Below are 21494 nucleotides of genomic sequence, written 5' to 3' on the forward strand. Positions count from 1 at the left end.
TTATTTTTCCGTGAAGACGAAAACGCCGTCCCAGTCCGGAGGGGGAGGTGAATGGCGGAAGAGTTCGATTCGTTTCAGATACAGGAGGTACACCTTTTCTTCATGTGTCCGGCAGAGGGATTGGAGGATCGTGGCCGACCGATCAAAATCCTGCCCCTGATAGGCATGAATCGCCTCCGAAAACAAATCGGCACGCTTGCGATCATTTTCCTCCGGTTCCCCTTCACACAGGGGTTCGTAAATGGTGACCGGCAGTTTTTTTCCTTTGACCCGAACCCGGTCGATGAAGCGGCAGAAAAAGCGGTCGCCCAAGGCAGCCCTGGTGGTTTCACTGATAAGGATGCGACACCCGTAAACCTTGGTCAGGCCCTCCAGCCGCGAGGCCAGGTTGACGTTGTCGCCGATTACCGTGTAGTCGAAGCGCTGGCTGCTGCCGAAGTTGCCCACATTGACATCACCGGAATTCAATCCGATGCCGATTTCCACCTTGGGCAGTTGTTCCTTGTCCAGTTCCAGCTGCAGTTCCTGTAAGCGTTTGATGGATGCAAGCGAGGCCCGCACCGCCTTGGCCGCATGGTTGCCGTCAGCAAGAGGCGCACCCCAGATGGCCATGACCGCGTCGCCGATATATTTATCCACCGTGCCGTCATGGGCCAGCAGCACGTCGGTCATGGCGGTGAGATAGCGGTTCATGAAGCGCCCGAGCTGATCCGGGGTCATTTTTTCGGAAATGGAGGTGAAATCACGAATGTCGCTGAAGAAAACAGTAAGGTTTCTCACCTGGCCGGACAGGGAAAGGCTGGCCGGGTCCTTGATGATTTCGTTCACCACCTGGGGCGAGACATAGTGGCCGAAGGCGTCACGCAAAAACCGCTTTTCCCGTCCGGCAAAGAAGTAATTGGACAGGGTCACTCCCAGAAAAATCGTGCTGAGGGACAACAGGGGATAGGTGATACCGACAATTTGATTGTGGCGGAAGAAGAAATAGGAGCCGCCTAGCGTTGCCAGAATGGCGAACATGCCGCCGATCCCTCCGGCCAGGGGGGTGGAGTAAGACAGCAGGGCGCTGAGCAGGATGCCGATGACAACAACAAGGGTATAGGTCATGCCGATTTCCGTGTAGCGGTCATAGGTCAGCGGATCGGCCTGCAGGAGGTTGTCGATGATCGTTGCCTGGATTTCCACCCCGGGGAAAATATTGGAAAAGGGGGTGGCTCGCAGGTCAAGCAGTCCGGCGGCCGAGGTGCCGATAAGAACGTATTTGTCGCGCAGTTGATCGCGGTGCCGGCCTTGCAGGATGTCGGCGGCGGAGAGAAAAGGAAAGGTGTGGACCGGACCACGGAAGTTCACGGTAATCTGTCCCTGGTCGTCGGTTGGGATAAAACGCCCGCCGACGGTAATGCCCAGGATGGCGTTCCTGTTGTTTTGCAGCTGTCGGGAAAGATGGATGGTGATTTCCTCTTCCCCTGCTCCGACCCGCATGGTTTCGAGCGCCAGGGAGGGATACGGGACATTGTCCAGGATCATGAAAAGCGGGACTTTGCGGATGGTGCCGGACGGGTCGGGGAAGACATTGAAGAATCCCTCGCTTTCACTTTGCGCCACCTCGCTGACGTTGACAATGGCGCGCCCGGCAGGGATGAAGTTTATGGCGGCAAAAGGGGGAGCGGTGGGAGCAAGGCGGATGGTGCAGGAAGGGAAGGGTTTGGGGTCGGCCGAGCCTGCATGCCGGTCCGTCTCGAAAACGTAGCCGAGAACACTTGGTATCGCCGCCAGGGTATTGCCGAGAATCAGGTCATGGTCAAGGGCCGGGTTCTCTAGCAGCAGCTGCCGTTTTTCCCCGGAAACAGGGGAGTCGAGCAGGCTGATTATGTTGTCAAGGTGATTTTTGGGAGAAGTCCGGTCTGCTTCGGCAAAAACAAAATCAAAGCCGATGACCCTGGCGCCGGCTTGTGAAATCCTGTCCGCCAGGTCGGCGATGATATTGCGGGGCCAGGGCCATTGGCCGATGCGGGCCAGGCTGTCATTGTCGATGTCGACGATAACCACGGCGTCGCTGGTGGCTGTTTTCCCCCGCATGGAAAACAGGGCGTCGGTCAGACGGTTGTCAAAGGAGGCGAGCAGTTGCGGTTTGTTGCTGCCGAATGAGTAATAGAGCACGACCGCGGCAAGAACCAGCAGGCAGCCGATTTTAAAGGGTGAGGGTTTGAGAAGTGTGGGAAGTTTCAAATCGAACACTCAATCTTTTGCGTCATGGTCTGCCGCCGTCAAGCGGAGGGCGTGGCCCGTTTCCCCCGGAGCGGGAAGACCGGCCGATGCGGGGCCGGGACTCCGGTTTTTCTAACGATTACCGCCGAAGATGCCCACGTAGCTCCTCGTGTCGAATCCGGCATGGAAGTTTCCACCGATGGATTCGGCATGGGGGCCGAAAAACGCCCCGTTGAATTCGCTGTCGTAAACCGTCTTTGTCGGATGGGAGACAAAGCCGTGAAAGCCGCCGGTGGTGGCATAGTCCATCGCTGTGTTGGCAACATTAAAAGTGGTGCCGTCATCAATTTTGATGACCCCTTGAATCGCGCTTGCCGCATTTAAGTTGGCGAAATCCACATCAATGGCAAATGAGCCCTTGAACTCTTGCACATCGGTGTCGATCCGGGTGGCAAGAACAGGGCCGCCATAGTGACCAATGAAGTGGGTATTCGCCAGATTCTGCAATTCGGTGAGCGGGGTCGGTTCGCCGGCGATCCATCTGGAGCCTGGCGCATGGGCGTGGTAGGGCTCGCGGCTTGCCGGATCGGTATAGGCAACCTCCCAGAAACCCCAGGAAATGTAGTCGCCGATCTCGTTGATGTCCGGATCGGCCGTGACCAGGTAATTGGTGTATTTTTTCAGTCCGCCGGTGGAGCCGTTTGTTTCAACGCAAGCGCCGGATGGGCATCCCATCACGGCGGCAAAGTTGTCTTCCAGGATAAAGGCTGAGGGCAGGGCGCCGCCGATGTCGATGCCGACGAGGGCCGCGCCGCCGCCGGTCACATCCGAGGCGGAAAGTTTGCCGGTTATCGTGCCGTTGTCCTTGTCCAGGGTGAAGTAGAATTCGTTAAATCTTCTGTTCATGAACAGCCGTCGGTTGGAGTCGATATTCGTCATGTTTTCGGCGACACTTGTCACAAATCCTTTCCATGCCCGGATTTCACGGGGTGAAACGGCGTCATCCGGGGTGTCTTCCACTTCCCTTGTGGTCGTTCCCTGGGCCGACCAGGTGTCAAAAAGCGGTTGGCTGGGCGGCGCGATTTCATAGCCGGAGCCCGAGGCGCTGAAATTCAGAAAGTCGTAGTTTTCCCCGAGAATGAGGCCGCTGCCGCTGCCGTTCAAGGCGGTTATCGTCGGGAAGGGTTGCGTCGGATCGGCGGAATCCAGTTGGTCCGCCCCGGTTCCGAGGATTTTCACATTGACGATCTCGTTGCCGCGGATGTCCCCGATAAAGAAGACGGACGGGCCGGCCATGAGTCCTCCGATCCGGCCCAACGCCTTGCCGGAATGCCAGTTGATTTCTATCCAGACGGGATCGGAAAAGGTGTCGATCGTGCCATCCACCAGATTGGCGGTGCCGCTGATATCGCCCACGTAACCGGTGAGGCCGTCGGTGGGAAGCACGGGCGCCGGTGCAACGGGGTCAATGATCGGACTCGTCTCGTTGGGTGGCGGCACTTCCACGACGGGAGCGACAACCGGTTCGGTGGTGACCGCCGCAACGGTTGTTTCTCCCGCCAGGGCGATATCCGTTGTCGTGGCCGCATCATCGGTTTCCGGCAGCGCAGCCGGTTCCGTTTCCCCCGTGCTTTCATCGGTGGAGGCTGTTTCTTCGGCCACGGCAGGCGCGGCCTCCTCTTCATCGGTTGTTTCGTCAGCGGCAGCCGAGGATGATTCGCCTTCCTCCTGTTCTTCTCCGGTGGTTGTTTCCTCCGTTTCCTCCCCGTTGTCTTCCGCCTCATCACTCGCCTTTTTATTCAAAGAGGCAACTTCCTGTTCGCTGAATTTCGCGGGAGGTGTCGGGGCGCTTTCCGTCGACGCCTTGGTGCCGAAGCCGGGCTGGGAAATCTCAACCGTGCCGAAGGGATTGGTCACCGTAATTCCCTTGCCGCCTTGAAACACCACGGAAAGCGATTTCCCGGTCACGGTACCGGCATACATCGAGCCCCTGATGCCGATGGTGGCGGCCGGCGTTTCGGTGGTGAAGTTTTCCGGGGAATGCTTGGTAATGGCGCCGCCCATCACCCGAAAGACCCCTTCCTTCACTTTTGTTTTCAGTTCCCCCTCCTTCTTGTCCGGTTGCCAGCTGTACTGGGAGATCTGCATTTCGCTGTTGTCGGAGAGGCTGTAGATGGTGTTGTCGGTGAAGAGGATCTGGATGCGTCCACGCGGACCGGTTTTGATGCTGTCCGCGGCATGGATCGGGTCTTTTACGGCAAGCGGTCGCGATTTTCCGGCGGCGTCAATGGCCTCCACCTTGCCCCGTAGGGCCACCACGGTTGCGACCGGGCCGGCATTTTCCTCCGCCCGGCATATCGGCGGTAAGGAAAAGAAACAGAGCAGCAGGCCGAAAAGGAGAACGGAGAAGAGAGGGGAGCGCGGTTCGGCATTGTTCATGGCTGATTCTCCTTTAGAAAAATCCCAGGGTCAGGCCAAGGGAAACAAGATTTTTACGGTAGGTATAGAGGCTGATATTGGAATCGGAATCAAGATAGGTATAACTGAGTTGTCCGGAAAGATTCGTCCGTTTTTTTCCGGATTGCCAAAGCAATTTTGAAACACCGACCTTCAGTTCCTGAACGGTGTCGTTGCGTTTTTTGAGAAAGAAGATGTTTTCGCCGTCGTATTCGGTCGTTTTTGCGCCGATCCCGGCGAAAATCGTTGTATCCAGGAACATCAGGCGTTCATAGCTTAGGATCCAGCCGATACGATCATAACTGTTCACCTCGTCGTCGGCGTTTTCAATTTCATTGAACAGGTAAGCGCTTATCCGGTTCGGGCCGATGGTCAGCACCGGGTTGAAATTGATGTTGATATTGGTGGCGTCGAGATAGGGATCGGAATGGTTGTCTTTTTCCTCGATCTGGCCGCCGAAGGTTATCAGCATCCGGGGCAGCAGTGGAACAGTCAGCAGGCTGCCGAGGCCCAGCGAGTCGAGATAGCGGTCATGTTCCACATCGATATGCTTGATGATGCCGTGGTTGTTCCACATGAACCGGTCGGTTTTCCACACCGGCCCGCTTTTCATTTCATAGTAATAAACATCCAGGTCATGCCATGTTTCATAAAAGGCGTTGTAGTTGGTGAAGGCCGTTTTCCAGGTGTATGCGGGCGTGTTGGGGCGATAAACATGATTGATCACCGTTGTGGTCGAGAAGATCTCGTCATCCCGGGGTTTGGCGGTTGCCCCGGTGAGCTGAATGCCGCCCAGGACGATATCGCTTACCGGCGACAGGTAGACGTTGTCATCCAGGCTGAGGCCCAGGGAAAAGCTGCCGCTGAAGAGATGGCGTTTTTCCATCTCGTCAATGGCCGTCATATAGTGCTCGATATTTCGCCAGACCGCTTCCGGCGGTTTGGTCGCCAGCACTTCCCGGAAATATTGGCGGGCCAGCTCCCGGAAACCCAGGCGGAAATGACAGCGGGCTATTTCGAGTTTGACCCTGGTCGCATTGGGATCCGCGATAAGGACCCGTTCAAAGGCCATCAGGGCGGCTTCATAATCTCCCAGCTCATACAGGACGAGGCCGAGATAGAAGTTGATGTCGGGGTTGGCGGGGTCATTCCTGAACGCCGCGGAAAGGAATCTGTCGGCTTCCCGGTAATTGCCGGCGAGGAAATTTTTTTTCCCTTCCTGAAAATCCGCGGATTGTGACGAAGCCGCCGCAAGAGATGAAAGAGGCGCGAAGATGAAAAAAAGAAAAATAAAGAAGAGGCGCATACGTTCACTTTTTATAAAATAGTTGTGTGTTGCAATGGGTAAAATACTTTGATTCATAACATAGCAGAAGGCAACGAGGAAATAAACCGGGTGAGGTTGAAATTTGTCGGATCACAAGGCGGAGAACAAGAAGAAAAATCAAACTTGACAAATCCGTCCATTGTGGTATTTATCACTGTTTCTGTGTCTTAGTATATAAATCTGCGTTTGCGGAGCCGGTTCAGTTGGTTGCGCTCGGGATAGAAATCATTTCGTTTTGAAGTTGGAGGATAATATGTACGCTATAATTCGTACCGGCGGTAAACAGTATCAGGTGGCGGCAGGCGAAAAACTTCGCGTTGAAAAGCTTGCCGGTGAGGTGGGCGACACGGTGGAACTCAATGATGTTCTGCTGGTTGCCGCCGGTGATGATGTCAAGATCGGCCGGCCTGTTGTTGACGGCGCCAAGGTGACGGCCCGTATTGTCGAGCAGGATAAAGACAAAAAGGTGCTGATCTTCAAGAAGAAACGCCGCAAAGGATACAAGTTGCGAAAAGGCCATCGCCAGCCGTATACGGCGCTGGAAATTAAAGAAATAACCATTTAATAAACGGAAATTCTTAATCATTGCGTGGCAGGGTGCCGTTCATGGCCGCTGCCCGCACTATTTTTAAGAGGTTGCATTGTGGCTCATAAGAAAGCAGGCGGTAGTTCAAAGAACGGCAGGGACAGTAATGCCCAGCGTCGTGGTGTGAAAAGATTCGGTGGCCAGGAAGTTCGGGCCGGAAACATCCTGGTGCGTCAGCTCGGCACCAGGATTCATCCCGGCACCAATGTCGGACTGGGCCGGGATTATACTCTCTATGCAATGGTCGATGGTGTTGTCGCATATGAGAAATTCGGTAAAGATCGCAAAAGAGTGAGCGTCTATCCGGTCGAAACCGCTTAAGGTTTTCTGATGTTTTCCTCCGTCAAGGTGACGTATACATGGCATTCGTGGATGAAGCCAAATTTTTTGTCAAGGCCGGCGACGGAGGAAATGGATGTATCAGCTTCCGTCGGGAGAAGTTCGTGCCCAAGGGTGGACCTGACGGTGGTGACGGTGGGCGTGGCGGTTCGGTCATTATGGAGGCGTCCGACCGACTCAACTCACTGATCGACTTCCGTTACCGGTCCCACTTTATCGCCCAGAACGGGACAGGTGGGCAAGGCAAGAAGATGCATGGCCGGAAGGGCAGCGACTGCCTCGTCACTGTTCCTGTCGGCTCAATTATCAAGGACGCGGAAACAGGCGAAGTCATAGCCGATTTCGTCACCAGCCACCAGCGTATCGTGGTGGCGCAGGGCGGCAAGGGCGGCGGCGGCAATGTGCATTACGCCACCGCCACCAACCGGGCCCCGCGCAAGGCCGGTAAAGGTCGCCCCGGCGACGAACGCTGGCTCCTTATCGAACTCAAGCTGCTCGCCGATGTCGGTTTGATCGGCCTTCCCAATGCAGGAAAATCGACCCTGCTTTCCCGGCTGTCCGCCGCCAATCCCAAGGTTGCCCCATATCCATTCACGACGCTGGAGCCGCAGCTCGGCGTCCTGCGGTTTGAATATGGCCTGCAGTGCATTATCGCGGATATTCCAGGCCTCATCGAAGGCGCGCATCACGGTGCGGGCCTTGGGCATAAGTTTCTCCGCCATATTGAAAGGACCCGTATTCTGCTGCACGTCATAGACGCTTCCGGCCAGGAGGGTGATCCGCTCGATCAGTATCATACCCTGGAGCAGGAGTTGCACCTCTATAATGAAGCCTTGCTCGGCCGGCACCGTCTTGTCCTTTTAAACAAAGTCGATCTCATTGAGGAACAATCCGCTGTTGATGAGCTGCGTGACAGGTTCGGCAAAGAAGGCATCGATGTGCTGCCTATTTCCGCCGTCACCGGACACGGCTTAGGTGAATTGCGGGATCAGATTGCCCATCTCCTGGAGGAGATGCGCGAAAGTGAGGACGTGGAAGAACCGACATGACATTTCAGGTGGCCCGGGAAAAGGGCGGCGAATTGCGTAAAAGTTATCTCAGTGCGGCAAAAAGGGTAGTGGTCAAAGTAGGCAGCGCCGTGCTCACCACCGGATCAGGCCTTAATCAGGCCGTACTTGACAATCTGGCCGAGGAACTGACCTTTCTCAAGGAAAGCGGCCGGGAGGTTATTCTGGTCAGTTCCGGAGCAGTGGCCTCGGGCCGGAAAAAGCTGGGCCTCGGCAATCGCGTGCTGCGCATGCGGGAAAAACAGGCTGCCGCAGCCGTGGGGCAATCGAGCCTCATGCATTCATACGAAGATCTGTTTGACCGCCATGATCAGAAGGTGGCCCAGGTACTGCTCACCCATGACGATTTCGCCCATCGGGATCGTTATCTTAATGTCAGAAACACCATCTTTACCCTGTTTGAATGGGGAATTCTCCCCATAATCAATGAAAACGATACCGTATCGGTCAAGGAACTCCGTTTCGGCGACAACGATACCCTGGGCGCCATGGTGGCCAATCTCATCGATGCCGACGCCTTTATCTGTCTGACCGACGTTGATGGTCTGTATACCGGCAATCCCTGTACCAATCCCCAGGCAACCAGGGTGCATACCGTGGCCGAGGTTGACGAGGAAGTGGAAAACATGGCCGGAAATATCTGCGGTTCAAGCCTCGGTACCGGCGGCATGCGCAGCAAGATACTTGCCGCCAAAATGGTGGCGGCCAAGGGCGGATGTTCGTTTATCGGTCCGGGCCGGGAGCCGGGGGTTCTGCGCAAGCTTTTTGCAGGTGAGCTGGTGGGCACCTTTTTTCTCCCCCTGGAGCGGAAGTTGGCCAGCAGGAAGCACTGGATCGCCTATACCCTTCGGCCCAAAGGCTATCTCGTGCTTGACACCGGCGCCTGCCGGGCCTTGTCCGATCAGGGCAAGAGTCTGCTGCCCTCGGGCATCCGCGAGGTGCGGGGGAAATTCGGGGTGGGAGATCCGGTGCACTGTCTTTCGCCTGAAGGAAAGGCCATTGCCGCGGGTCTGGTCAATTACGACTCAGCGGATATAGAAAGGATTCATGGCTGTCATACCTCGAAAATAGAGGAGTTGATCGGCTACAAGGACAGCGACGAGGTGATTCACCGGGATAATCTGGTTATGCTCGGCATTCGGAATTCAAACACGGTGAATCAGGAAGAAGTTGAAGCAACAGGCTTCAAGGAATAATTGAATTGCCGGGAGCAGAAGATGAGCACGATCCAGGAAACGATTAAGAAGATGGCCGGGCAGGCAAAGGCCGCCTCCCGTAAAATGACCGCTTTATCCACGGAAAGCAAGAACCGGGTTCTCCTCCGCATGGCCTGCGCCCTGGACGAGCAGAAGGATTACATCCGCCGGGAAAACGACAAGGATCTCGCTGCCGGGCGCGCCAAAGGGCTGTCCGCCGCCATGCTTGATCGTCTCAGCCTTTCCGACAAGGTCATGTCCTCCATGATAAACGGCCTCAAGGAGGTTGCCGCCCTGCCGGATCCGGTGGGGGAGGTGACGGAAATGATCAAGCGGCCCAACGGTATCATGGTCGGGCGCATGCGTATTCCTTTGGGCGTTATCGGCATGATTTACGAGTCCCGGCCCAATGTCACGGTGGATGCGGCGGCGCTGTGTCTCAAGGCGGGCAACAGCATTCTGCTGCGGGGCGGCTCCGAGGCCATCCATTCAAATCTCGCCCTGGCCAAGGTGCTGCAGGACTGTCTGGCTGCGGAGAAGATCGACGCCGCGGCAATCCAGGTAATTCCCGTCACCGACCGCGAGGCGGTTACTTTCATGCTCGGGCTGGAGGAAGAAATCGATCTCATCATCCCCCGGGGCGGCGAAGGGCTCATTCGTTTTGTCGCGGAAAACTCCCGCATCCCGGTACTGAAACATTACAAAGGGGTGTGTCATGTCTTTGTAGATGAAACCGCCGATCTGCAGATGGCAATCAATATCGTCATGAACGGCAAGGTGCAACGCCCCGGAGTCTGCAACGCCCTGGAGACGCTGCTGGTCCATGAGAGGATCGCCGCGGCATTTCTCCCTTTGGTCGGCGCCGAGCTGATCAAGGCCGGAGTCGAAATCAGGGGTTGCGGGAAAACCCGGGCCCTGGTGAACCAGGCGAAAGCAGCCGGTGATGCGGATTGGGGCATGGAGTTTCTTGATCTGATCCTGGCGGTTCAGGTGGTGCCCGATCTTGACGCGGCCATGGCCCATATCGTCAGATACGGTTCCCAGCATACGGAGGCCATCGTCACCAACAGTTATGCCAACGGCCAGCGTTTTCTGCGGGAAGTTGACGCCTCGGCGGTGATGATCAACGCTTCCACCCGGTTCAGCGACGGCGGTCAGTTCGGGTTGGGGGCGGAAATCGGTATCAGCACCACCAAGCTGCACGCCTACGGGCCCATGGGGTTGAAAGAGCTGACCACCAAAAAATTCATCGTCTACGGCGAGGGTCAGGTGCGGGCGTAGGATTTTTTGAGAAGGCGGGAGTCAGGAGTAAAAATCTTCTGACTCCTTTGTTTTTCGTAAAAATACAGGAGCCGACGCATGAAAAAGATCGGCCTGTTCGGCGGCACCTTTGATCCTGTCCACAACGGTCATATGGCGGTGGCAAAGGCTGCGCTGGAGCAGCTTGCGCTTGATACCCTTTACTTTATCCCTGCTGCCGAGCCACCCCATAAATCCAGTCGGTTCATCACGTCATTTGCCCATCGGGTGGCCATGCTGCGCCTGGCCCTGCAAGGGGAGCCGCGTTACATTGTCTCGGACATCGAGGGGCTGCGCCGCGGCCCGTCCTATACCATTGACACCCTGGCCCAGTTTCGGCGCAAACTGGGCCGGGAGGCGGATCTTTTTTTCATCATCGGCCTGGACGCCTTTGCCGATATAACGAGCTGGAAATGCTACCGGGAGCTTCTGCAAGGCAGTTCTTTCGTGGTCATCGACAGACCGACCCATGGGCACCATGTTTTGTCCGAGGTTATTGCCGGCAATTTTCCCGATTACCGGGAAACGGGTGCGGGAATCTGGTCAAGGAAGGGGGGCAAAAGCATTCTTGCCCTGTCCATGGAGCCGGTTGCCGTTTCTTCCTCTTTGGTGCGGGAAAGATTACGACAGGGCAGCCCGGTGGAAAAGCTTATTCCACCGGCGGTGGTGCGCTATCTGCGGTCTGAACGGTTATATGGGGAAATGGGACGTTAGGCTTCAATGCCGCTGCTGTCGACATAGGCATAGGCGCTGTGCTTGTGAATCGATTCGAAGCTTTCCACCCCTACCGAGAACCAGTAGATGTCAGGGTGGGCCTGGGCCATTTCCGCTACCTTGCGCACCACATCCTCAACAAACATCGGATTTTTGTACGCCTGTTCGGTAACGAATTTTTCATCGGGTCGCTTGAGGATGGAATAAACTTCGCAGGAGGCCCCGGACTCCACCAAACTGATCAGGTCCTCCACCCAGATGAAGCCTTTTGACTTGACGTTCAGGTTGATTTCCGCCCGCTGATTGTGGGCGCCGAATTCGCTGATTTCCTTGGAGCAGGGGCATAAGGTGGTGCTGGGCACCCAGACGGAAAGAATAAAATCTTCATCCTCGCCGATGCCGCCGGCAAAACGGCAGGTATACTCCATCAAGCCCGATGTTTTTGTCACCGGCGCCTTTTTTTCCAGAAAATAGGGAAATGTCATCTCCAGATGGGCGGAGTTGGCCTGCAACTGGTCCCTGGTTTCCACCAGCAGCTTGGGGAAGATGGTGACGCTCATGTCCTCCTGGTATTTGCGCAGGACATCGAGAAAGGTTGCAACGCAGGTTTCCCGGAAGCGCCGGGGCATGTTGGCCTGCAGGGTGATGCTCGCCACCGTGGACTGCAGGCCGCCTCCTGATTTTTCCCTGATCATGACCGGATAGCGAATGTTTTTGATACCCACTGTTTTCAGCTTCATAAGAGACCCTTTTTACCTTTTTTTGTCCACATCGCCAACAGGTTTCTTTGGCCGCCGTTTGTTCCGGGATTTTCGCCGTCATCAAAGTTTTCAGGTTTGCCGGAACATCTCGAACTTTTTTGCAGCCGGTGGTAAAATATGGTAATTTTTTCGCTACTCTCGGAGCGTTGAATCAATTATTATGGCATGCTGTGACTGAAGAAAAAGTGCGGATTGATAAATGGCTGTGGGCCGCCAGATTTTACAAGACACGTTCCATGGCGGCCAAGGCGGTGAGCGGCGGTCATGTCCATGTCAACGGGGATCGGGTCAAGTCGGCGCGCGGCGTGGGTGTCGGCGATGCGCTGCGGATTGTCCGGGATGAAACGGAGTTTGTCGTCATTGTCCGGGCATTGTCTGATCGTCGTGGACCGGCACCCATTGCCCGCACGCTTTATGAGGAAACCGAAGCGAGCATCGCCGCCCGGCAAAAACAAGGTGAAGACCGACGCCTGATGCGGCTTGCCGGCGATATGCCCCCACCCAAACGGCCGGGCAAGCGGGACAGGCGACTGATCCGGAATTTTACCAGAAAAAGCGATACGGAATAAAGTCCGGACGGCGGAAGAACGGAGAGCTGCTGAATCCTTTCACTTCTGCCTGCCGGCTTTTCCCATCGACTTTTTTTGATTTTAAATAACACAGGGGAGATTGACATGAAAAAAGCGGAAAGGGCGCTTATCAGCCTGACGGATAAGTCTGGAATCGAGGGATTTGCCAAGGAGCTTGAAGCTCTTGGTATTGAAATTCTCTCCACCGGCGGAACAGCCAAAAAATTGCGCGACAGCGGCATCAAGGTCAAGGATGTGTCGGAATTTACCGGCTTTCCCGAGATGCTCGACGGTCGGGTGAAAACCCTGCATCCCAAGGTGCACGGCGGTATTCTGGCGCAGAAGGGCAATCCCGACCATCTCCGCCAGATGAAGGAACATGGCCTTGAGGCGATCGATATCGTTGCCGTCAATCTTTACGCCTTTGACAAGGCCACCGCCGACCCCAATTGCACCCTGGCGCATGCCATTGAAAATATCGATATCGGCGGACCCACCATGCTGCGCTCCTCGGCCAAGAATTTCCAGGATGTCACCGTTATTGTCGATCCCGCCGATTATCCGACGGTCATCGGCGAAATCAAACAGCACGGCAACACCACCCTGAAAACCCGTTTCCTGCTGGCCAGGAAAGTTTTCGCCCTGACCGGCCGGTACGACAGCCTGATTACCGCCTGGCTTGATAAGGTGAATGTTGATTCCGACCCTTCTTTCCGTTGAGGAGACAATTCATGAAAATGGCTGTTCTTCTTTCCGGCAGCGGCCGTACCCTGGATAATTTTCATCAACGAATCCAAAACGGCACCATGCAGGGCAGCATTGCCGTCGTCATCTCAAACGTCAAGGACGCCCTCGGTCTGCAAAAGGCTCGCAACTACGGCTATCCCGCCGTTCATGCCGCTGATAACGCCATCATCAATCGCACTCTTGCCGACTATGATGTGGAGCTTATTCTGCTGGCCGGTTTCCTGAAACTCTATGAACCGCCTGCTCATCTCAGAAGAAATGTGATCAATATCCATCCGTCGCTTATTCCTTCTTTTGCCGGCGCCGGTTTTTACGGCATGAAGGTGCATCGCGCCGTGCATGAGCGCGGAGTGAAGGTGAGCGGCTGTACGGTCCATTTTGCCAATGAGGTGTATGATGAAGGCCCGATCATTGTGCAGAAATGTGTTCAGCTCACGGAAAACGACACCCCGGACGATATAGCGGCAAAGGTGTTTGCCGCCGAGTGCGAGGCGTTTCCGGAAGCGATCAACCTGGTGCATGAAAAGGGTATTGATGTTTTCTGGCGCTAGTCCGGAAAACAGGGAGAATGGAACGTGGCCGAGAAAAGAACTTTGATCATGAGCGCCCAGGATATCGAGCGATCCCTCACCCGCATGGCCTTGCAGATCATGGAGGACAACCGCGGCATCAAACGACTGGCGCTGATCGGCATTCATACCGGCGGCGTCTATCTTGCCGACCGTTTGCGGAAAATAGTCAGGGAGCATGAGGGGTTGGAGCTGCCCGTCGGTTATCTTGACATTACCCTTTACCGTGATGACTGGAGTCTGGTTTCGCAGAATCCCATTGTCAAGACGACCGATATCCCCTTTTCGGTGGAAGAGCATACCCTGATTTTGGTTGATGATGTCCTGTATACCGGACGCACCATCCGTGCGGCGCTTGACGCCATCATGGATCTGGGTCGGCCGCGGGCCATTCAGCTGGCGGTCCTGATCAACCGGCAGTGCGGCCGGGAGCTTCCCATCCAGCCCAATTACTGGGGGCTTGAGGTGCGGGAAAACGTCACCGATCATGTCCATGTCATCCTTCATGAAAAAGAAGGGGAGCAGGATGAGGTCAGACTAACTTTTGACTGATTTTTTGTGAAGGCATGACCAATTCGACGATGGCAGTCAAGCGGATGGCGGAAATAAGCAGTCGTATCGTCCAGAAAAGAGAGGACTACAAACGCTATAATTTCACCAGCGAGCAGAATGATATCCTGAAGACTTTTTTTGACTTGGCCCAGGAATACGGCTCCCTGGAAGATTTTTATCGGATCTCCGTTTCGGTGCTGAAAGAGTTCATGGGGGTCGAGACCAGGCTGTATCTGCGCAATGAGACGAGCCAATCTCTGGAATTGGCGTGCGACAGCTCGGAAGGGGTTTCGGCCGGCCCTGTTGCCGCACCCGCTTATGTCAAACTTGTTGATCATATGTACTCGGCTGATGGTTTTTTTCTCGTGCCGATTGCAAGTCGACAAAGTGATCCGGTTTCGGCCCATGCAAATCACGATATTCTGCTGCTGGGCATGCTCGAAATCGAAACATCGCGGGAACTCAGTGAACAGGAACAGTTTTTCCTCGGTAAATTCGCCAACCGTATCGGCTTTAATCTCTATAACCGGAGGATGGCCATCCAGAATATCAACCATCTGAAGTTCATCAACAACCTGGTGATGGATATCGAGCATAATGTCATTATTCCCAACATGTACTTTAAACATCTTTTTAACCGTGTGCGAAAAAAAATTAAGGATGTCGAGGAACTGGAAGAAAAGATGATGGGAATGAAGCGGGTGCTTGGGGTGGAAGACAGGATCTGTCAGGAGATCATCGGCAAAGTCACGGGCCTTCATCAGGATCTGACTGATTACCATCAGGAAATGCTGAAGCACCACAGCAATTGCAGCCTTTTTCTGGAAAGCCTTTTTCGGCGCGATCATTTCGAAAAGGGCCATCTCGTCCTTCATTCAAAGAAGTGCATGGTGGAGAATGAGATCATTCTTCCCCAGCTTGAGCAGTTTGCCAGAAGACTCGCCGATCGGGGAATTATCGTTGAGCGGCCGGAAGACATGGCGGCGGAGCAGATTCCGCTTCGAGTTGATATCGGGCTGCTGTCCCAGGTATATGCCAATTTTTTTTCCAATGCGGTCAAATACACCGAGGAAATCATCGACCATGAGGGCCGGCCCCGCAAGGCCATCGCCTATGGCCGCACGGTTCTGCCCGATTACTTCGGCCCCGGAAGGCCGGGGGTTAAATTCAATATTTTCAGTACCGGGCCTCATCTTGATAAGGATGACGCGTTTGGCGTTTTCACCGAAGGGTATCGGGGGAAAAACAGCGGGCAGCACAGCGGCACCGGTCATGGACTCACCTTTGTGAAACAGGTGGTGGAGATGCATGGCGGCGAGGTTGGCTACGAGCCGACCCTGGAAGGCAATAACTTCTTTTTCATTCTGCCGCTCGAAGAAATATGAAAGGGAATTTCGTCGGCAAACCGGAACTCCTGGCACCGGCAGGATCGCTTGATGTTTTTGCCACGGCGGTGGAGGAAGGGGCGGATGCGGTTTATATCGGCGCTCCGGCCCTGAATGCCCGCGCCCTGGCCAAACATTTTACCCCGGAAGAGCTGGCTTCCATGATCGATTACGGCCGGAGGTCGGGCGTCAAGGTCTACCTTGCCATGAACAGCCTGGTGAAGGAAGAGGAAATCCCCCAGCTTGTCGAACTGCTCTCCCTGCTCGAACAGCTCGCGCCGGATGCCTTGATTATTCAGGATCTCGGTTTGTATTCCCTGGTCAGAAAATATTTTCCCTCCTTTACCCTTCATGCCAGCACCTTGATGGGTGCCCACAATTCTCTTGCAGTCCGTCAGTTTGCCGACATGGGATTTAAACGGGTGGTTCTGGCCCGGGAAGTAACCCTGGCGGAGACGGAAAAAATTCACGGACAGTGCCCGGTGGATCTGGAGGTGTTCGTGCACGGCGCCCTTTGTTTCAGCTATTCCGGGCTTTGTCTTTTCAGCAGTTATCTGGGCGGCAAAAGCAGTCTGCGGGGCCGATGCGTACAGCCCTGCCGGAGAAAGTATGGGTGGGCCGGGGAAATCAAGGGGCCGCGGGAAGGTTACTTTTTTTCCATGAACGATTTGGAGGGGGTGGGCCTGTTGCCCCGGCTTGTCCGGGCGGGCGTCGTTTCCCTGAAAATTGAAGGACGAATGCGCAGCCAGAGCTATGTGGGATCGGTGGTTCGGGCCTATCGGAAGATGATCGATGCCGGGGACAACGCGGCGGACGTTCTGCCGGAGGTGCAAAACCTGCTGCATCAGGCCATGGGGCGCAAGTCGACCGGCGGATATTTCCTGTCATCCCAGCCGGCTGATGCCGTTACCCCCTACACCTCGGGCAACATCGGCCATTTTCTCGGCCGGGTTGAGGCGGTGCAGGCCGGACGTCTGACCCTCACCCTGCATGAATCGATTGAAACCGGTGACCGGGTGCGCCTGCATCACGAGGATTCAGGTGACCGGGCCTCATTTACGGTCAAGGACGTCCACGCCTCCGCGGGCGGGAAAAAAGGGCGAGGGGAAAAGGACGACAGTGTGACGCTGCTGCTCTCGGGTGCCACGGCCGAACCCGGCGACATGCTCTACAAGGTTGACGTGCGCAGTCGACGGCAGATGGAGGCCAGTAAGGGCCGATTAACCCCGCCTCCGCGTTTTCGGGCTCTCATCGAAAAGATCAAAAAAGGCGACAAGGCAAACAAGGTCCTCAAGTCCCTTGCCCTGGTGTCCTCCTCAACCGCGCCGGCCGCGAAAAAACGGGGCGGCCCGCCGCCTGCCCAGGCGCGATCGGCGGATCTTCCCCTCTGGGTGCGTGGTGACCTGCGGATCCTGACGCAACCGGTTGTCGACCGCCCGGACAGGCTCATTGTCCTTCTTGACCGGGAAACAGTCGGCCGGTTGCAGGGGGAAAAAATGATGCGCCATGTGGCGAAAACCGTGACCTTCTCTTTGCCGCCGGTCATCCTGGAAGATGATGTGGACTTTTACCGGCAGGTGGTGCGGGAACTTGTGCAAAAGGGCTACCGTTCCTGGATGATAAGCCATATCGGCCAATTGCAGCTTTTTCCCTCGACCGGGAAAAATTCCCGTGAAGGGGGGCGGCGGCCTTTGCATCAGGGACCGGCCCTGGTGGGGGACTATACCCTGAATGTGCTGAATTCCCTGACCATGCAATTTTTGCGGGAAAGCGGGATTGCCGCGGTTCAGATCTCCATTGAAACAGACCGGGATAATCTGCAGAAGATCTGTGAAAGGAAAAAGAAGGGTGGGGCGGGACTGACCGTTTTCGGCCGTCCGGCTCTTTTCACCGCCCGGCTTCATCCTGATTTCTTTCAGTTCAACAAGACCTTTGTCAGCCCCAAGGGTGAACGCTTCTCCCTCCAGCAGAAATGGGGGCAGACCCTGGCCTTGCCTGATAAGCCTTTTTCTCTGCTTGGGCAACTGGCGGAATTGAAAAATTCCGGGCTTGATTTCGTCGTTATCGACCTTGCCAATGTTTCCTTTCACAAAAAGGAAATGGCCGCCCTGCGCCGCACCCTTTCCGCCCGCGCCAAGAGCCGCTCCCAGGATAGTTTCAATTATTTCCGCACGCTTCAGTAAGTGGTCGGTTTGGGAACAAATCGAAGCAAGGGCGGCTGTGGAATGAAACGTATAATCGCGACGAGTACAGACTGTAAAAATAAATCTGTTTCCTTTTCCTTTTGCGGTCCGGTGAAATGAATCGTTGGGCTTTTTCTTCGGGCTTGCGAGGGCATTTTCCAGAGCCAAGGCTTTTTTCATGTCGAAGCCCAAGTCCGCCGCGCTCGCCTTGTCCGCGCCCGAAGCCAAAGGACCTCTTAAAACTCATTAACTCAAATCCATGCTAGTGCGGCAGAAACGAGGGTGTAAAATAGTTTGTGTAAATGGCTATGACTGAGTAAGTCAAAAAACTACCCTTTAAAAAGGAGCTCATATGGCCATTGATAAAGAAATTTTGGATCGTTTACTTGCCGACTACAATTACCAGAAGCCCGAAGAACTGATCGGTGAAAACGGGCTGCTCAAGCAGCTCACCAAGGCCTTACTGGAGCGGGCGTTACAGGCGGAAATGACCGTCCACCTGGGCCACGAAAAACATGGAACCATCGTCACCAAAGGCGGTAATGCCCGAAATGGTAACTCTGCAAAGACCATCAAGGGCGACTTCGGTAAAATGCCGATTGAGGTCCCGCGCGACCGCGACAGCAGTTTCGATCCGGTCATCATTCCCAAAGGGCAAACCCGCTTTCCCGGCTTTGACGACAAGATTATCTCTCTCTACTCCCGAGGGATGACTACCAGGGAGATTCAGGGGCACTTGGAAGACATTTACGGAGTTGATGTCTCTCCCACCCTGATTTCAACGGTCACCGATGCCGTTGCTGACGAGGTTAAAGTTTGGCAAAATCGCCCGTTGGACCCCATTTATCCCATTGTTTACATGGACGCTATCCGGGTTAAGGTGCGCGACAATGGGCATGTTAAGAACAAGGCGGTCTATCTGGCTATTGGCATCACCATGGACGGCGTCAAGGATGTCCTGGGAATGTGGGTTGCCGAAAACGAGGGCGCCAAGTTCTGGTTGCAGGTAGTGACTGAGCTAAGAAACCGTGGCGTGCAGGATATTTTCATTGCCTGCGTCGATGGCCTCAAGGGTTTTCCTGAAGCCATTGAGACGGTTTTCCCCTTCACCCAGGTCCAGCTCTGTCTCGTCCACATGGTGCGCAATTCCCTGAAATATGTCTCATGGAAACAGCGCAAAGAGGTGGCTGCGGATCTCAAGGCCATTTACCAATCGCCAACAGCCGAGCAGGCCGAAATGGAACTGATGACCTTTGAAGAAAAATGGGACAAAACGCATCCGTCCATCGGCCAATCCTGGCGAAGAAATTGGGAAAGAATCACCCCATTTTTTGCGTATTCGCCCGAGATACGCAAGGTGATATATACCACCAATGCTATTGAGTCGTTGAACATGTCACTGCGCAAAGTTACCAAGAACCGGGGTTCATTTCCCAATGACGAGTCGATGCTTAAACTGCTTTACATGGCGCTGAACAATATCGCCAAAAAATGGACTATGCCAATCAGAGACTGGAAGGCTGCCTTGAACCGCTTTTCAATCTTGTTCGGCGACAGAATGCCTGCATATTGAAAATTAAAAATGAAAACCATTTACACAAAATTCTTTACAGGCCCGCAGAAACCGCCTTGTCGAATTCTTGAAAACTTTTCGAAGTGTTTCTCTCCGGCACCATGTGATGTGCCACTGCTCGTGCACACTCAATCTTTCGTAGCCCTGTAGAGAAATAGCCTCCTTTTTTTAGTACTCTTTCCAAAGCCTCCCAAGTGCCGCCAAGTATGGCATCCGGGATGCGATACCCAGCTTTATGCGGAATACTGTGTGGCAGACGAGGATAAGCTGCTTGTGCGGCTAGCCAATCACCAAAAAACCACGCCTCCAACTCTTCGATGGCAATACGGTTGGCCACCTGAAAGGGCCTGCCATAACCAGCTCTGGTTTTACTGATCAACCCAGCTCTTACCGCCATCCTTTCCAAGGTCTGCTTCAATGTCAGACAGTCATCGTCATCTCGGTCAACCAAAACTAAAATTGCCCAGCTTTGCGATAACCAGGCGCTGTAAGCGCACAGACGATCCGGTAGTTTTTTGAGCAACTCGTCCTTGCATTGAAATCTTCTGATTTCGAAATCTACATTACCCAGTATCTTGGGCAGCAAATGCTCAAGAGCCGCTTCCATAGAAGGCTCTTCGACGATAACAATCAATTTTTCCAACATCAGCCGCGCCCCCGCATAATAGTACGTGGTGCGCCTTGGTTGACCAAGGGATCGCCAATGCCAAAATGTCCTTCCATCCACAAATGCCCTAACGTAGCACCCGCTTGGATGAATTCAGGAATGCCCTGAATCTCACTAGCGCGTACCGCTTGGGTAAATCCCAGTTCGTCACGGTATAGCACACGCACTTCTTCAGCCCGCATCGCGTTTAGAAGGAACGGCGAGTGGCTAGTAATCAAAAGTTGTGAACGTTCAGAAGCTGCGCGACACTCTTCTGAAAGTTCCGGCAACAAGCGGGGATGCAGGAAATTCTCAGGCTCCTCAATACCGATGAATCGAGGTGGCTCTGGGTCATATAGCACCGTCAGATATGCCAACATTTTCATCGTGCCATCGGAAGCAAATTTTGAAAGCACGGGCTGCTCGAAAGGTGCGTCTTTGATTTGAAGCAACAAGCGGCCATCAGGCATTAAATCAGCATCGACACGTTCAAGCCGTGGAATACGCCTCCGAAGAACGGAAAATATCTGTTCCAACCGTTCGGGATGCCGTTCCTTTAGAAACTGAATCACATTAGGAAGATTTTCTCCGCTTTTACTCAAGCGTTCTTGCGGCCCTGCTTCTGGCTGATTACGGGCCTGATCAATAGAAAGGTAAGAAACATACCAATCAGTGATAAACTCGCGTAACGCGGCAACTCGTGGATGCTCGGTAAACTGGCCTAATGTATTCACCGCGATCAAATCGGGTGAGCGTAGATTCGTGTCTATGCGCACATCCTCAGAATCCGGCGCCTCACCACTGGCCGCCTTACCAATACCTCGACGAAATTCTAAGAACCTAAATGGCTGTCCCGTTTGACCACGCCGCCACTGCAACCATTCCTCGACAATCTCCGGTCCCTTGATGCCCTCATCGATAGCCAAGTGATAGGTAATGACCGGGGTTTTAGGCCGCTCACGGTATTTCAGCTCAAACACAATTGGCCCAAGCGCACCACGTGTTTTTAATTCCTTACCACGTCCACGCCGATCCCACGCATAGCGCAGACCAAATTGAAAACATTCTGATAAAAAATTGAACACATCAAAAATCGTCGACTTGCCACTACCGTTTGGTCCAAGCAGCACAGTCATAGGGGTGAGCTTGTCGAGGTCCACTTTTTTTAGAGCCCGGTAATTCTCGACTCGCAGTGATTCAATTCGCGGAATACCGTTTTTTTTTATTTGCCTAAAATTTGGCATTATTCGTCTCCGTAATCTCAGTTTTGAGTAAGGAAGTGGTGGTCTACAATTTCAGCATCCAGTTTTCTTGTC

Annotated in this window: 20 protein-coding genes; 13 read left to right on the plus strand and 7 right to left on the minus strand. The window is 54.4% G+C overall.

Annotation, left to right across the window (positions count from 1 at the left end; all coding sequences use genetic code 11):
• The 3 genes from BM485_13525 to BM485_13535 form a co-directional block, all read right to left on the minus strand.
• Positions 1–2229: a hypothetical protein gene (locus BM485_13525; GenBank protein ID OKY74512.1), complete on the minus strand. Its 2229-nt coding sequence runs from the start codon at positions 2227–2229 to the stop codon at positions 1–3.
• Between the two features lie 111 nt (positions 2230–2340).
• Positions 2341–4647, minus strand: coding sequence for a hypothetical protein (locus BM485_13530; GenBank protein ID OKY74470.1), 2307 nt, complete (start codon positions 4645–4647; stop codon positions 2341–2343).
• A 13-nt stretch (positions 4648–4660) separates the two neighbouring features.
• Positions 4661–5971, minus strand: coding sequence for a hypothetical protein (locus BM485_13535; protein OKY74471.1), 1311 nt, complete (start codon positions 5969–5971; stop codon positions 4661–4663).
• A gap of 274 nt (positions 5972–6245) precedes the next feature.
• On the opposite strand from BM485_13535, the gene BM485_13540 reads away from it, so the two are divergent.
• The 6 genes from BM485_13540 to BM485_13565 all read left to right on the plus strand — a co-directional run bounded on the left by BM485_13540 (position 6246) and on the right by BM485_13565 (position 11193).
• Positions 6246–6557 (plus strand): 50S ribosomal protein L21, encoded by a 312-nt coding sequence (locus tag BM485_13540; protein ID OKY74472.1) that lies wholly within the window; start codon positions 6246–6248, stop codon positions 6555–6557.
• A gap of 78 nt (positions 6558–6635) precedes the next feature.
• Positions 6636–6899, plus strand: a complete 264-nt coding sequence (locus BM485_13545; protein OKY74473.1) for a 50S ribosomal protein L27 — start codon at positions 6636–6638, stop codon at positions 6897–6899.
• Between the two features lie 38 nt (positions 6900–6937).
• The gene (locus BM485_13550; protein OKY74474.1) at positions 6938–7966 is read left to right on the plus strand and encodes a GTPase ObgE; all 1029 of its coding nucleotides are present in this window, start codon (positions 6938–6940) and stop codon (positions 7964–7966) included.
• Entirely contained in the window at positions 7963–9180 is a 1218-nt protein-coding gene (locus BM485_13555) for a glutamate 5-kinase (GenBank protein ID OKY74475.1), read from the plus strand. The genes BM485_13550 and BM485_13555 overlap by 4 nt, the downstream gene beginning before the upstream one ends.
• Before the next feature lie 21 nt (positions 9181–9201).
• Complete coding sequence (locus BM485_13560; GenBank protein ID OKY74476.1) at positions 9202–10461, plus strand: glutamate-5-semialdehyde dehydrogenase; 1260 nt, start codon at positions 9202–9204, stop codon at positions 10459–10461.
• Positions 10462–10539: 78 nt separating this feature from the next.
• Positions 10540–11193: a nicotinate (nicotinamide) nucleotide adenylyltransferase gene (locus BM485_13565; GenBank protein ID OKY74477.1), complete on the plus strand. Its 654-nt coding sequence runs from the start codon at positions 10540–10542 to the stop codon at positions 11191–11193.
• Here the strand turns inward: BM485_13565 and BM485_13570 are convergent.
• Complete coding sequence (locus BM485_13570) at positions 11190–11933, minus strand: GTP cyclohydrolase (GenBank protein OKY74478.1); 744 nt, start codon at positions 11931–11933, stop codon at positions 11190–11192. The two genes, BM485_13565 and BM485_13570, sit on opposite strands and share 4 nt — an antisense overlap.
• Positions 11930–12109, minus strand: a complete 180-nt coding sequence (locus tag BM485_13575; protein ID OKY74479.1) for a hypothetical protein — start codon at positions 12107–12109, stop codon at positions 11930–11932. Before BM485_13575 ends, BM485_13570 begins: the two co-directional genes overlap by 4 nt.
• A 15-nt stretch (positions 12110–12124) precedes the next feature.
• Here BM485_13575 and BM485_13580 point away from each other — a divergent pair, with 15 nt between their 5' ends.
• The 7 genes from BM485_13580 to BM485_13610 all read left to right on the plus strand — a co-directional run bounded on the left by BM485_13580 (position 12125) and on the right by BM485_13610 (position 19532).
• Entirely contained in the window at positions 12125–12523 is a 399-nt protein-coding gene (locus tag BM485_13580) for an RNA-binding protein (protein ID OKY74480.1), read from the plus strand.
• A 105-nt stretch (positions 12524–12628) separates the two neighbouring features.
• Positions 12629–13243 carry an IMP cyclohydrolase gene (locus tag BM485_13585; protein ID OKY74481.1) on the plus strand — a complete coding sequence of 205 codons (615 nt, stop codon included), beginning with the start codon at positions 12629–12631 and terminating at the stop codon, positions 13241–13243.
• 11 nt (positions 13244–13254) lie between these two features.
• Positions 13255–13821 (plus strand): phosphoribosylglycinamide formyltransferase, encoded by a 567-nt coding sequence (locus tag BM485_13590; protein OKY74482.1) that lies wholly within the window; start codon positions 13255–13257, stop codon positions 13819–13821.
• Positions 13822–13869: 48 nt separating this feature from the next.
• Complete coding sequence (locus BM485_13595; protein ID OKY74513.1) at positions 13870–14391, plus strand: bifunctional pyr operon transcriptional regulator/uracil phosphoribosyltransferase; 522 nt, start codon at positions 13870–13872, stop codon at positions 14389–14391.
• A 29-nt stretch (positions 14392–14420) separates the two neighbouring features.
• Complete coding sequence (locus BM485_13600; protein OKY74483.1) at positions 14421–15776, plus strand: hypothetical protein; 1356 nt, start codon at positions 14421–14423, stop codon at positions 15774–15776.
• Positions 15773–17959 (plus strand): hypothetical protein, encoded by a 2187-nt coding sequence (locus BM485_13605; GenBank protein ID OKY74484.1) that lies wholly within the window; start codon positions 15773–15775, stop codon positions 17957–17959. Before BM485_13600 ends, BM485_13605 begins: the two co-directional genes overlap by 4 nt.
• Before the next feature lie 352 nt (positions 17960–18311).
• Positions 18312–19532 (plus strand): IS256 family transposase, encoded by a 1221-nt coding sequence (locus BM485_13610; protein ID OKY74485.1) that lies wholly within the window; start codon positions 18312–18314, stop codon positions 19530–19532.
• Between the two features lie 34 nt (positions 19533–19566).
• On the opposite strand, the gene BM485_13615 is transcribed toward BM485_13610, so the two are convergent.
• Positions 19567–20178, minus strand: a complete 612-nt coding sequence (locus tag BM485_13615; protein ID OKY74486.1) for a hypothetical protein — start codon at positions 20176–20178, stop codon at positions 19567–19569.
• On the minus strand, positions 20178–21422 hold the full coding sequence (locus BM485_13620) for an ATPase (protein ID OKY74487.1): 1245 nt from the start codon (positions 21420–21422) through the stop codon (positions 20178–20180). The genes BM485_13615 and BM485_13620 overlap by 1 nt, the downstream gene beginning before the upstream one ends.
• Positions 21423–21494 lie beyond the last annotated feature (72 nt).

The organism is Desulfobulbaceae bacterium DB1 (assembly GCA_001914235.1).
Classification (GTDB): Bacteria; Desulfobacterota; Desulfobulbia; order Desulfobulbales; family SURF-16; genus DB1.